Annotated in this window: 11 protein-coding genes; 10 read left to right on the plus strand and 1 reads right to left on the minus strand. The window is 63.1% G+C overall.

Annotated features, from left to right (window positions below; translation table 11 throughout):
• Positions 1–325: 325 nt before the first annotated feature.
• From rpsL to AC1MCA_RS16010, 6 genes are all read left to right on the plus strand, one after another.
• Entirely contained in the window at positions 326–700 is a 375-nt protein-coding gene (gene rpsL / locus AC1MCA_RS15985) for a 30S ribosomal protein S12 (protein ID WP_018773658.1), read from the plus strand.
• A gap of 1 nt (position 701) precedes the next feature.
• On the plus strand, positions 702–1,172 hold the full coding sequence (rpsG, locus tag AC1MCA_RS15990) for a 30S ribosomal protein S7 (RefSeq protein ID WP_011692813.1): 471 nt from the start codon (positions 702–704) through the stop codon (positions 1,170–1,172).
• A 69-nt stretch (positions 1,173–1,241) separates the two neighbouring features.
• Positions 1,242–3,356: an elongation factor G gene (fusA, locus tag AC1MCA_RS15995; RefSeq protein WP_479799085.1), complete on the plus strand. Its 2,115-nt coding sequence runs from the start codon at positions 1,242–1,244 to the stop codon at positions 3,354–3,356.
• Between the two features lie 242 nt (positions 3,357–3,598).
• Positions 3,599–4,789 (plus strand): elongation factor Tu, encoded by a 1,191-nt coding sequence (tuf, locus tag AC1MCA_RS16000; protein WP_108600234.1) that lies wholly within the window; start codon positions 3,599–3,601, stop codon positions 4,787–4,789.
• A gap of 177 nt (positions 4,790–4,966) precedes the next feature.
• Positions 4,967–9,295, plus strand: a complete 4,329-nt coding sequence (locus AC1MCA_RS16005) for a hypothetical protein (protein ID WP_479799087.1) — start codon at positions 4,967–4,969, stop codon at positions 9,293–9,295.
• Between the two features lie 30 nt (positions 9,296–9,325).
• On the plus strand, positions 9,326–9,451 hold the full coding sequence (locus AC1MCA_RS16010; RefSeq protein WP_258229142.1) for a hypothetical protein: 126 nt from the start codon (positions 9,326–9,328) through the stop codon (positions 9,449–9,451).
• Between the two features lie 25 nt (positions 9,452–9,476).
• On the opposite strand, the gene AC1MCA_RS16015 is transcribed toward AC1MCA_RS16010, so the two are convergent.
• Entirely contained in the window at positions 9,477–10,913 is a 1,437-nt protein-coding gene (locus AC1MCA_RS16015; RefSeq protein WP_479799089.1) for a GH1 family beta-glucosidase, read from the minus strand.
• A 477-nt stretch (positions 10,914–11,390) separates the two neighbouring features.
• Between AC1MCA_RS16015 and rpsJ the strand changes: the two genes are divergently transcribed.
• The 4 genes from rpsJ to rplW are packed head-to-tail and all read left to right on the plus strand — an operon-like array spanning position 11,391 to position 13,297.
• Positions 11,391–11,699 carry a 30S ribosomal protein S10 gene (gene rpsJ / locus AC1MCA_RS16020; protein WP_038464699.1) on the plus strand — a complete coding sequence of 103 codons (309 nt, stop codon included), beginning with the start codon at positions 11,391–11,393 and terminating at the stop codon, positions 11,697–11,699.
• A 17-nt stretch (positions 11,700–11,716) separates the two neighbouring features.
• On the plus strand, positions 11,717–12,367 hold the full coding sequence (gene rplC, locus AC1MCA_RS16025; RefSeq protein WP_108599010.1) for a 50S ribosomal protein L3: 651 nt from the start codon (positions 11,717–11,719) through the stop codon (positions 12,365–12,367).
• 4 nt (positions 12,368–12,371) lie between these two features.
• Positions 12,372–12,995, plus strand: a complete 624-nt coding sequence (gene rplD / locus AC1MCA_RS16030) for a 50S ribosomal protein L4 (RefSeq protein ID WP_108599009.1) — start codon at positions 12,372–12,374, stop codon at positions 12,993–12,995.
• Complete coding sequence (gene rplW, locus AC1MCA_RS16035) at positions 12,992–13,297, plus strand: 50S ribosomal protein L23 (RefSeq protein WP_018773664.1); 306 nt, start codon at positions 12,992–12,994, stop codon at positions 13,295–13,297. The genes rplD and rplW overlap by 4 nt, the downstream gene beginning before the upstream one ends.
• Positions 13,298–13,303 lie beyond the last annotated feature (6 nt).

Raw genomic sequence — 13,303 nt, forward strand, 5'->3', positions numbered from 1 at the left:
CGGAAACGGCCGACGACGGCGGGAGGCATTGGCTTTTCGCCTACACCCGGTTAAGGGTGCTGAGCCAGCCGTGCTAAACTTTGTGTAATTGTTCTGTGTGGCAGTGGATGAAGGCCGCCGCAAGCATCATTTTGGTTTTGTTCTCATGATGCTTGGGTGGGAGCTTGTTTCCGGGTTGCGGGCTAGGTGCGCAACGAATGCCACGCTTTTGCACGCCTAAGCAAGATTCTAGACCTCACGGCTGCAGGGACAACGCCAAAACCGATGCACTTCAGGCTGACGCCTGAACGCGCCGGTAGAGATCAAACCAACGGAGAACACGAGAGTGCCTACGATTAACCAGCTGGTCCGCAAGGGCCGCACGCCTAAGGTCAAAAAGACCAAGGCTCCTGCCCTGAACGGCAGCCCGATGCGCCGCGGTGTTTGCACCCGCGTTTACACCACCACCCCCAAGAAGCCGAACTCGGCTCTGCGTAAGGTCGCACGTGTGCGCCTCAACGGTGGCATTGAAGTTACCGCTTACATCCCCGGTGTAGGCCACAACCTGCAGGAGCACTCCATTGTGCTCGTTCGCGGTGGTCGCGTTAAGGACCTTCCGGGTGTCCGCTACAAGATCGTCCGTGGCGCCCTCGATACCCAGGGTGTGAAGAACCGTAAGCAGGCACGCAGCCGCTACGGCGCAAAGATGGAGAAGAAGTAATATGCCTCGCAAGGGTCCGGCCCCCAAGCGGCCGCTCGTACTAGATCCCGTATACGGCTCCCCGCTGGTCACTCAGTTGATCAACAAGGTTCTCGTTGACGGCAAGAAGTCCACCGCAGAGCGCATCGTTTACGGTGCCCTCGAAGGCGCCCGCGCCAAGTCCGGCGGCGACCCCGTAGCAGCCCTCAAGAAGGCCATGGAGAACGTCAAGCCTTCCCTCGAGGTCCGCTCACGCCGCGTTGGCGGCGCCACCTACCAGGTTCCGGTTGAGGTCAAGCCGGGCCGCTCCACCGCCCTCGCGCTGCGTTGGCTGGTTGGCTACTCCAAGGCCCGCCGCGAAAAGACCATGACTGAGCGCCTCCAGAACGAAATCCTGGATGCCTCAAACGGTCTCGGTGCCGCTGTGAAGCGTCGCGAAGACACCCACAAGATGGCCGAGTCCAACAAGGCCTTCGCACACTACCGCTGGTAATACTTCCCGGACGCCGCCGGCTCAACAGAGCCGGCGGCGAACGTGCAGTCCATCCGAAAGGGAGACACCGTGGCACAGGACGTGCTTACCGACCTTAGTAAGGTCCGCAATATCGGCATCATGGCCCACATTGATGCCGGCAAGACCACCACCACCGAGCGCATTCTGTTCTACACAGGTGTGAACCACAAGATCGGCGAAACGCACGACGGCGCTTCGACCACTGACTGGATGGAACAGGAGAAGGAACGCGGCATCACCATCACGTCTGCCGCCGTGACCTGCTTCTGGGAAAACAACCAGATCAACATCATCGACACCCCCGGCCACGTTGACTTCACCGTTGAGGTTGAGCGCTCCCTGCGCGTCCTCGACGGCGCTGTCGCTGTTTTCGATGGCAAGGAAGGCGTTGAGCCGCAGTCCGAGACCGTCTGGCGCCAGGCCGACAAGTACAACGTTCCGCGTATCTGCTTCGTCAACAAAATGGACAAGCTCGGTGCTGACTTCTACTTCACCGTAGACACCATCGTCGGCCGCCTCGGTGCCAAGCCGCTGGTAATGCAGCTGCCGATCGGCGCCGAGAACGACTTCATCGGCGTCGTCGACCTGCTCTACATGCGCGCACTGGTCTGGCCCGGCGACTCCAAGGGTGACGTCACCATGGGTGCCAAGTACGAGATCCAGGAGATCCCGGCTGACCTCAAGGAAAAGGCTGAAGAGTACCGCGCAGCGCTCGTTGAGACCGTTGCAGAGTCCTCCGAAGAGCTCATGGAGAAGTACCTCGAAGGTGAAGAAATCTCCGAGGACGAGCTCAAGGCCGGCATCCGCAAGATGACGATCAACTCCGAGCTGTACCCGGTGTTCTGTGGCTCTGCCTTCAAGAACCGCGGCGTCCAGCCGATGCTTGATGCTGTTGTTGACTACCTGCCGAACCCGCTCGACGTCCCGCCGATGATCGGTCACGATCCCCGCGACGAAGAGAAGGAACTGACGCGCAAGCCGTCTTCCGAGGAACCGTTCTCGGCTCTGGCGTTCAAGATTGCCACGCACCCGTTCTTCGGTCAGCTCACCTTCATCCGCGTGTACTCCGGTCATGTGGAAGCAGGCTCCCAGGTGGTCAACTCCACCAAGGGCAAGAAGGAGCGCATCGGCAAGCTGTTCCAGATGCACGCCAACAAGGAAATGCCGGTTGACGGCGCTACCGCTGGCCACATCTACGCAGCGATCGGCCTGAAGGACACCACCACGGGCGACACCCTGTGCGATTCCTCCAACCAGATCGTCCTGGAGTCCATGAGCTTCCCGGAGCCCGTGATCTCTGTTGCGATCGAGCCGAACACCAAGGGTGACCAGGAGAAGCTCTCCACGGCCATCCAGAAGCTCTCCGCTGAGGACCCGACCTTCCAGGTCTCCCTCAACGAGGACACCGGTCAGACCATCATCGCCGGCATGGGCGAGCTCCACCTGGACATCCTGGTGGACCGCATGCGCCGCGAATTCAAGGTCGAGGCAAACGTTGGCAAGCCGCAGGTTGCTTACCGCGAAACCATCAAGCGTGCTGTAGAGCGTCACGACTACACACACAAGAAGCAGACCGGTGGTTCGGGCCAGTTCGCAAAGATCCAGATTGCGATCGCTCCGTTGGACACGTCCGAGGGCGAGCTGTACGAGTTCGAGAACAAGGTCACCGGTGGCCGTATTCCCCGTGAATACATCCCGTCGGTGGACGCCGGTATCCAGGATGCGCTGAACGACGGCGTCCTGGCAGGTTACCCGGTTGTCGGCATCAAGGCCACGCTGATTGACGGCGCGTACCACGATGTTGACTCCTCGGAAATGGCGTTCAAGATCGCCGGCCGTATGGCTTTCAAGGAAGCCGCACGCAAGGCGAACCCTGTCCTGCTCGAACCGCTGATGGATGTCGAGGTCCGCACCCCTGAGGAATACATGGGTGAAGTTATCGGTGACCTCAACTCCCGCCGTGGCCAGATGCAGTCCATGGAAGATGCCCAGGGCGTCAAGGTCATCCGCGCGCACGTCCCGCTGTCCGGCATGTTCGGCTACATCGGTGACCTGCGCTCGAAGACCCAGGGCCGCGCTGTGTACTCCATGACGTTCCACAGCTACGCCGAGGTCCCGAAGGCTTACGCCGACGAGATCATCCAGAAGAACCGCGGCGAGTAGTCTCCACGGCTCTCGCAGCAACAAACTCGGGTGCGTTTCCGGTTCCGGAAATTCACCTGGTGCAGATGGCCGGCTCCGGCCCGGCCGGCGGCCATCTGCACCGACAGGCTCGTGGGACTAGTATTAGTTCCTGAATCTGCAATTTCATCAATCCAAAGCCCCCCAAGTAGACTTACTCAAAGTTTCGCCGCGACAAGCGCGGTCGAAGGGTAAGTCATTTGAAAACGTTCTAGGAGGAACCTGTGGCAAAGGCAAAGTTCGAGCGGACTAAGCCGCACGTTAACATCGGCACCATTGGTCACGTTGACCACGGTAAGACGACGTTGACGGCCGCGATTTCCAAGGTGCTGTACGACAAGTACCCGACACTCAACGAGCAGCGCGACTTCGCGTCAATTGACTCTGCTCCCGAAGAGCGTCAGCGCGGCATTACCATCAACATCTCCCACGTTGAGTACCAGACCGAGAAGCGCCACTACGCACACGTAGACGCTCCGGGTCACGCTGACTACATCAAGAACATGATCACCGGTGCTGCACAGATGGACGGTGCAATCCTCGTGGTTGCCGCCACTGACGGCCCGATGGCTCAGACCCGCGAGCACGTCCTGCTCGCCCGCCAGGTTGGTGTTCCCTACCTGCTGGTTGCTCTGAACAAGTCGGACATGGTTGACGACGAAGAACTGCTGGACCTCGTTGAAATGGAAGTTCGTGAGCTGCTTTCGGCTCAGGGCTTCGATGGCGACGAAGCACCCGTCGTTCGCGTCTCCGGCCTGAAGGCCCTCGAAGGCGACCCGGTTTGGGTCAAGTCCGTCGAGGACCTCATGGAAGCTGTCGACAACTCGGTACCGGACCCCGTTCGTGACCGTGACAAGCCCTTCCTGATGCCGATCGAAGACGTCTTTACGATCACCGGCCGTGGCACCGTTGTTACGGGCCGCGCCGAGCGTGGAACCCTCGCCATCAACTCCGAGGTCGAGATCGTCGGCATCCGCCCGGTCCAGAAGACCACGGTTACCGGTATCGAGATGTTCCACAAGCAGCTCGACGAAGCATGGGCCGGCGAGAACTGTGGCCTCCTGCTCCGCGGTCTGAAGCGTGATGACGTAGAGCGTGGCCAGGTTGTCGTCAAGCCGGGTTCCATCACCCCGCACACCGACTTCGAGGCTAACGTCTACATCCTCTCCAAGGACGAAGGCGGGCGTCACAACCCGTTCTACTCCAACTACCGCCCGCAGTTCTACTTCCGCACCACGGACGTAACCGGCGTTATCACCCTGCCTGAGGGCACGGAAATGGTTATGCCTGGCGACAACACTGAGATGACCGTTGCGCTCATCCAGCCCATCGCCATGGAAGAGGGCCTCGGCTTCGCTATCCGCGAAGGCGGCCGCACCGTTGGTTCAGGACGCGTCACCAAGATCATCAAGTAGTCACTTGTTGATCTGATTGATCGCTGAACTGAAAGGCCGTCTGGCGGCCTGAGGTGAAGTTTGGAACAGCCCCGCTGCTGGTGCAGCGGGGCTGTTCTTTGCTACAGTTAATCCAGTCATTGGATTAATAGCGCTGGGAAACCGGACAGGCAACCTGTCTTCGGGAGAGGGACCATCGTGGGGAACGAAGCGTACGAGGCCGGTTACCGTGCAGGCCACCTCCAGGGGTGGCTTGACGCCATGGCCAGGATCCAGGGCCCGACGACGGCGGGCGCCATCACGCCCAGGCCCGCACCATCGGTGCCTCCCTCGGAGGTTCCCATCTCCGTGGCACCAGCCTCGCCTTTCGCGGCCATTTCACCGCTTCCGCCCCTAACAGTTGCTGCGCCTCCTGCCCGGGTGGTCCTCCCCGCGCCGCTGGTCCCGCAGGCACCCTCACAGCCCCGCGGCCCTGCCTCCCGGGCGGATCCCTTCCGGGCCGAAGCATTCCAGCCGCTCCCGGAAACGCCGGCCGATCGCCAGGCCCGGCGCGAAAAGCGGGACCGCCAGAACATCAACATCACGTTGTACGTTGCCAGCCTGATGCTGGTGGCCGCCGCGGCCCTGTTCATCGGCACTGGCCTGCCACCCGTCTTGCGTTTCGCCGGGGTCTGTGTGGTTACGGCATTGTTCTATGGTGCGGGGTTTGTGCTCCTGGCCAGGGTGCCCCGGCTGAAACCGGCCGCTGTGGCGTTCACGGGCACGGGGCTGGCGATGGTGCCCGTGACAGGACTGGCACTGTACAACTTTGCGCTGCACGATGGCCCTGCCGCCTGGCTGATCACATCAGTGATCGGCACCGCCGGCTACATTGCGGCTGCGGTGCGCCTTGAGAGCCGGGTGTTGGTCTACCTGTCCCTCACCTTCGTGGCATCCACCGCGTTCTCCGGAGTCTCCGTCCTTGGCGGTGCGCTGGTCTGGTACTTCGCCGTACTGATAGGAATCGCCACGCTCCTGACCGCGTTGGCCATAATCCGGCCGGGCTGGCTGCCGCCGGTTTACGTCAGGCCACTGACTATGCTCCACCCGATGGTTGTTCCCGCTGTAGCGGCCGCCGCGACGTTTGTACCGCTGCTCCTGGACAGGGCGGAATACGCCCTGGTCATGGGCATGTGCGGACTGTACTTTGCGTTGATGTCCTCGATGCCGTTGAGTTCAGCCGTTCCCCTGCGGCTGAGGCTGCTCAACCTCTATGGTGCACGTGCCGCACTGACTGTTGCCGCCGCCGTCGAGGTATGGCACCTGAGCGGCCGGGGGAGTGACGCTCTTCTCGCAGCGGCCGCCCTGCTTGCGGTTCAGGCCCTGGCGGTGGCGTTGCTGGCGGGGCGGCTGGCGCTCTGGTTCCCTCAACCGGAGGGGTCCACTCCGCCGGGCGCGGGGGACGCCGCCGGCGATAGTGGGGGCCGGTGGCGCGTCGACGCGCTGCTGACCTTTGGACTGCAGCTCGCGGCAACAGCGGTGTTTTGCCTCGAGGAAGTTGCGATCGGATTGTTCCGCGGGGCCGCCTTTTCGCCTGAATATGCGGGAACGGTGCCGTTGTGGGTCCCGGTCGGGTTGTCCCTGGCCACGGGCATGGTCCTTGCGATGAGGTGGGCGGGCAGGGCCGAATGGGCGCCCGTGGCTGCGCTGGCGCTGGCGGTGATTGCGTCCCCGTCGATGGGAGCGGGGCCGCTTGCAGTCCTCCTGGTCCTCTCAGCCGGCTACTGGGCTGCACGCGGACTGTACTCGGCGGGCGATTTCCGGGGCCGTCTGGTCCTGGGAGCCCGTGTGGCGCTGACGTTCGCGGTCCCCGTTACGGTCGCCGCGTTGATGGATAACGATCCGCGGCGGGTCGAGGCTTCCGTGTTCGCTGTGCTGGTCGCTTTGGTGTGCCAGCAGGTCCTGACGGCGATTCTGGAGCGCGCAGGGGTGCGGACCTTGGCGCCGCAGGCCACCCTGGGAGTGTTCGGGGCCGGTGGTGCTTTAGTCGTCATCGGATTGCCGGTCGTCGAGACATCGCCGGACCACTCACTGACGGCTGCCGGACTTTTCCTCCAACTCGCAGCGGCACTTGCCATCGGGGTCATGATGGTTCCCCGGCCGGCCAACGAAAGGGACTGGGTGGCCACTGCCTGGGAGGCTCTGCCTCTTGGCGTCTGTGTGGTTACCGCCGCGGCCGCCTTCCAGGCCGTGTCGCAGCGTGCCGGAAATCTGTCGCTCGTCCTGGTGGTTGCCTATCTGATGGTCACAGCGCCGCGGTTGCGCATCCGCCAGCACCGCTGGACGTACTGGTGGCTGGGCCGGGCGGCGGCCACGGTCCTCGTCCTCACGGCCTTTCACCAGTTGCGGGCGGAGAACGGCCCGCTGGTCTTCGCGGAAGCGGTTGTTCGACCCGCCACGGTCCTCCTCACTGTCCTGGCTCTCCAGCTGAGCCTTCCCCTGATCGCCGCCGCCCGCCGTCGTGCTCCCCGGTATGTCCTCGCTGATGCGGGAGCTGTGCTGCTTGTCCAGCTTGTATGCAGCGCCACGCTTGCCCGGGGAGATTCCACAGACTGGCAGGGGACCTGGGCTATTGGTCTTGTTGCTTTAGGCGCCGCGGCCGCAAGCTACTTTCTCCGCAGCGAGCCGGGTGCCTTCTGGCTGGCCCCCGCTGCCCTGGTCCTGCTGCTTGCACTCTCGGGCGGCGGACTCCTGGAGGTCGAACTGATCCTCGGAGTGTTCGCCGTGTACTCCACCCTGATGGTGGTGGCCGAACCGCAGCGCATCCGGAAAGGCTGGTACTTTGTGGCGGCCCGCGTCCTGACCGCGGCCCTCGCGCTGGTACTGAGCTACGACCTCACGGCGTCGCCCACCGTGGTTTCCCTGACCTTCGCCGTGGTGCTGGCAGCCCAGCATGCGGTCCGGTGGGTCATGCGCACCCGGCTCACCGAGGTCCCGTTCCAGCAGGCGGCGGTCTGGATCACCCTGGCCGGCCAAGCTCTGCTGCCGCTGGCGTACACCGTTGGGCCGGGGATCACCACCGCTCTTGGACGGGAAGACGACGGCGGGCGCTGGGTTGTACTGCTGGAGCTGCTGATGCTCCTGGCGTCCGCCGTGGTGGCGAGGAAACTCTTTATTGCCCGCGCCGCGCTGTACTTCGGTGTGTACGCAGTGCTGTTCGGCGTGCTTGCCCTGGGTCCGCTGGTCACCTTCGGCGGGACGTTCCTGGTGTCGCCAGTGCTGGGCCACACCGGAACTGCTGCGACCTTGTTGTTGCTGGCAGTGCTTGCATCCTTTGCCGGCGTCATGCGGCGCCGGCGGAACGTTCCGGTGGAGGACGTTGAGCACTGGCTGTGGCTGGTCGCGGCCGGGCTGTCCGGCGTGATTGCTGTGCTCATCTCGCCACCCGCTGAGGACTGGGTCCTGGGGGCCGCGGTTCTGGTCCTTTCTGCCGTTGGCTTTACTGCCTCCCACGTCGAGAACCTCCCGCAGCTCTACCCGCCGGCGGCCTTGGCGGCTCTTGGTGGCGGGGTCATCCTCGCAGCGGAGGCGTACACCAACGTGCCTGGTGTTTGGGGTGGATTCCTGCCGTGGCTAACGGGCGCCGGGGCTGCGTCCGCCGTCCTGTACGCTGCCCGGCTGTTCCGCAGCATCCCGCTGCAGGGTGACCCGGTGCGTCGCTGGTCCCTCGCAGGGGCCGCTTTCCTGGGCCTCATCCTGGCGGCACTGGCCGGGGTCCGGCACGATGCAACGTCCTGGACGGCGGCTGCCGTGGTGGCCCTCGCCGTCGGCGTCGCCTACCGGGAAGCGCCACTTCGGTCACGGCGGCTGGTCCTGGAGGCGGGTGCGCTCCTGCTGACCGCAGCAGTCCAGCGCGCTGCACTGTTCGAGCTTGATGGGAGGGGCGGCAGGCTGTGGGCCGGGCTGCCCGATCCGTTCTGGGTGGTTCAGTGGTACGTGGTCCTGGCAGCTGGCCTCGGTGCCCTGAGGTATCTGTCCGGCAGTCCATCAGCAGGACGGTTCCTGACAGGTGCCGCCGCTGTCCTGCTGTCGGCCAGTGGCCTCGGCATACTGTTCGGTGGCGGCGGCGGCCAGCAGCTCTGGGTCCTCATACTTCTCGCATTGCTCCTGGTGGCAGGCCTGGGCCTGGGGGAGCGGCTGTTCGTCTGGTGGGGAGCCGCCGGGGTAGCGGCCTGCATCCTGTGGGCGATGAGGAACTACACGTTCCTGCTCTTGGCCGTGATCGCCGCCGGGCTCATCGCTTTTGCCGTCTGGCGCCTGAACCGGGGCCCGGTTTCCGGCCAGGCTGGCCCGGCAGCCGGCCCGGCAACTGGTCCATTTCCCGGTGCGGCTACTGGTCCACTTCCCGCCCCATTTACTGTTCCGGCCACCGGTCAGGCATCGGGGCCGGAAGGCGACGGGCCCAAGTCTGCCGGACCCGGGCCCGCCGGGCGCGAGCCTCTTGGACCTGACCCGGTCGGACCCCGGGATCCGTACAGCAGGCCCTGATACTGTTGCTGGGAGCGAGAGGAGTACATCATGGAATGGCTGATTTTTCTGATCATTGCGGCTGCAGTGGTGGCCGGAGTGTTCTGGGCCAAGAAGCATTTCCGCAACGAGATTGACCGCGCCAAGCGCATCAACCGGGCGAACAAGAACCAGTAACCTGCCGGCCGGCAGCCCAGAGGCGTCAGCCTTGCTGCCGGTTCCGGGCCTGGCTGAGCGCCTGGTACCAGTAGAAGGATTCCTTCGGGGTCCGCTCCAACGTATCGAAATCCACGTGCACCAGCCCGAATCGCTGGGAGTAACCGGCTGCCCACTCGAAGTTGTCCATCAGCGTCCACACGTAGTAGCCGCGGAGGTCAACATCGTGGGCGATTCCGCCCGGGGCCGTCGCCTCCATGGCGTGACGCAGGTGCCCGGCGATGTAATCGATTCGCTGGTGGTCCTGGATAGGTCCGGTCACGTGGTCCGGTTCGGGGAAGCTGGCTCCGCTCTCGGTGATGTAGAGCGGGGGCAAGGCGTGCGTGTAGCGGTCCTTCAGTTCGCGCAGCAGGATGCCCAGATGATCCGGAGCAACCGGCCAGCCGAAACCCGTTGCCTCATACTCCTCAAACGGCACCTGGTGTGCAGGAATCCGGATCATTGCTTCAGCCGGAACTGTCAGGTCATCACCGACGCCTTGGCCGGCAGCCACTTTCACCGGCTGGTAATAGTTCACGCCGTAGAAGTCCAGGGGCTGATGGATGTTGCGGAGATCGGCGTCGGAAATCCTGGGCATGGAACGGAACCACGGCTTCGCGAGCCGGAGGGCGAAGGGGTAGCGGCCAAGCAGGATCGGATCAGCGTAGATCCGGTTCAGCATCAGGTCGAAGACTTTCGCTGCGGCCCTGTCGGTGACCTTTCCTGTTGCCGGCCGGACGGGGGAGTGCAGGTTGGTCACGCCGATGCCGCCGCGGACCCCTTCGGCCCGTAATGCCTGGACGGACAGGCCGTGGGCGAGCAGCTGGTGGTGGACGGCGGGAAACGCTTCGAAGAGCAGGCCCTGCCCGGGCGCGTGCACTCCGAGGGCGTAGCCGTTCAGCACCACCGAGGCGGGTTCGTTGAGCGTGACCCACTGGTCGACGCGGTCACCGAACCGCCGGCCGGCTGCCGCAGAATACTCCGCGAACCGTTCCGCGGTGGCCCTGTTCATCCACCCGCCGCGGTGTTCCAGGGGCAACGGGGTATCCCAGTGGTACAGGGTAGCCATGGGGGAGATGCCGGCTTCGAGCAGCTGATCGATCAGCCGGTCATAAAAGTCCAGGCCCTGTTCGTTGAAGGCACCCCGGCCGTCCGGCTGGATCCGCGGCCACGAAATGGAGAACCGGTAAGAATCCACTCCGAGTTCGCGCATCAGCGCCACATCTTCGGGAGAGCGGTTGTAGTGGTCGCACGCCATCGCAGGGGAGTGGCCGTCCATGATGGCGCCGGGTTTCTCCGAGAAGGCATCCCAGCCCGATGGACCGCGGCCGTCCGTGGCGAGGGCGCCTTCGATCTGGAAGGCGGCCGCGGCAACCCCGAGGGTGAACGAACGCGGCAGGCGTCCGGCCAGGTCCCGAATGGATACGTCATGTTCGACGGTCATTCCCTTATCATCCATTCGGATGTTGCCGAAGGCAATGACCTGGACGGACCGAGGCGGGAACTCCGGGCAGTGCCGCCGGCGGCGCCACCTGCGGAGACGCCGTCGGACGCGGGAGCGTGCCTGCGCACGTCCAATAGCCCAGATTCGCTTCTGCGCATAATATCCGGCATACTAGATGAGTTGTTCAAGCGCTTCTTCGTGTCCCGATCCGGATAATGCCGGGTGTCAGGGTCCAAGTTGAAGACCAAACATAACCCACCTCCCATGGAACTGCGGATTTGTATGCGTGCTAAGCGCGACACGCCCGACCGCGGGGGTCGGTTACGCCGGCAGGTTGAGGAACCCGGATTCTTCCGGATTCAGCTTGTGCGGCGGGTGGCAGTTCAGACTTCAAATGCTTCGGCAGCCACATGCAACACGAAAGTAAACAGAGCAGCCCTACTCAGAGCAGCACTAACTGAAAGAGAGTCAGGCGACATGGCGGGACAAAAAATCCGCATCCGGCTGAAGTCATATGACCACGAGGTCATTGATGTTTCAGCACGGAAGATCGTTGAGACGGTCACGCGCGCAGGCGCCACGGTAGTTGGCCCCGTGCCGCTTCCGACGGAGAAGAACATCTACTGCGTAATCCGCTCTCCGCACAAGTACAAAGACAGCCGCGAGCACTTTGAAATGCGCACGCACAAGCGTCTTATCGACATCATCGATCCCACGCCCAAGGCTGTCGACTCGCTCATGCGTCTCGACCTGCCGGCAGACGTGAACATCGAAATCAAGCTGTAGGGAGGTGCTGAGAGACTATGACCGCAACCCGTAACGTAAAGGGCCTGCTGGGCACGAAGCTCGGCATGACCCAGGTCTGGGACGAGAACAACAAGCTCATCCCCGTCACTGTGGTCCAGGCAGATTCGAACGTCATCACCCAGCTGCGCAACGCAGACACTGATGGCTATGTCGCTGTTCAGATCGGCTACGGCCAGATCGATCCCCGCAAGGTCACCAAGCCGCTGGCTGGTCACTTTGAAAAGGCAGGCGTCACGCCTCGCCGCCACGTCGTCGAACTGCGCACTGCAGATGCTGACACTTACGAGCTGGGCCAGGAGCTTTCGGTTGAGCTCTTCGAAGCCGGCCAGAAGATCGACGTTATCGGCACCACCAAGGGTAAGGGCTTCGCCGGTGTTATGAAGCGTCACGGCTTCCACGGCGTTGGAGCTTCCCACGGTGCCCACAAGAACCACCGTAAGCCCGGTTCAATCGGTGGCGCATCCACCCCGAGCCGCGTCTTCAAGGGCATGAAAATGGCCGGCCGCATGGGCGCCGTTCGTCACACCACGCTGAACCTCACGGTTCACGCTGTTGACGTCGAGAAGTCGCTGCTCCTGATCAAGGGTGCCGTCCCCGGCGCCCGCGGCCAGGTCGTACTCGTACGCACCGCCGTGAAGGGAGCCTAGTTAGATGACTAGCACTGTCAAGGTAGACCTGCCTGCAGAGATCTTCGACGTTCAGACCAACGTGCCCTTGCTGCACCAGGTCGTCGTTGCACAGCTCGCTGCTGCTCGCCAGGGTACCCACAAGACCAAGACCCGCGCCGAGGTTTCCGGTGCAGGTCGCAAGCCGTTCAAGCAGAAGGGCACCGGCCGCGCCCGTCAGGGTTCAATCCGTGCTCCTCACATGACCGGTGGTGGCGTTGTCCACGGTCCCACACCGCGTGACTACAGCCAGCGCACCCCCAAGAAGATGATTGCTGCTGCACTGCGCGGCGCACTCTCTGACCGGGCACGCAACGGACGCATCCACGTTGTTGCTGAACTGGTGGAGGGCACCAAGCCGTCCGTCAAGAACGCACTTGCAACCTTGCGCGGAGTTTCCGAGCGCAAGAACCTGCTGGTTGTCATCGAGCGCGCCAACGATGTTGCAGCACTTTCCGTGCGCAACCTCGCCGGTGTTCACGTTCTGTACGCAGACCAGCTGAACACCTACGACGTACTCGTCTCTGACGACGTTGTCTTCACCAAGGCTGCCTACGAAGCATTCGTTGCTGACAAGGCAGTAGCAAAGAACGAGGAGGATGCCAAGTGAGTGCAGCCACCATCAAAGACCCGCGCGACGTCGTGCTTGCACCCGTCGTATCGGAAAAAAGCTACGGCCTGATCGATGAGGGCAAGTACACCTTCCTGGTGGACCCCCGCTCGAACAAGACCGAGATCAAGCTGGCCGTGGAGAAGATTTTCTCCGTCAAGGTCGAATCGATCAACACCATCAACCGTGCCGGTAAGCGCAAGCGCACCAAATTCGGATGGGGTACCCGCAAGAACACCAAGCGTGCAATTGTGAGCCTCAAAGAAGGCACCATCGACATCTTCGGCGGTCCGCTCTCGTAGCGGAGA

The organism is Arthrobacter sp. BK1 (assembly GCF_056680055.1).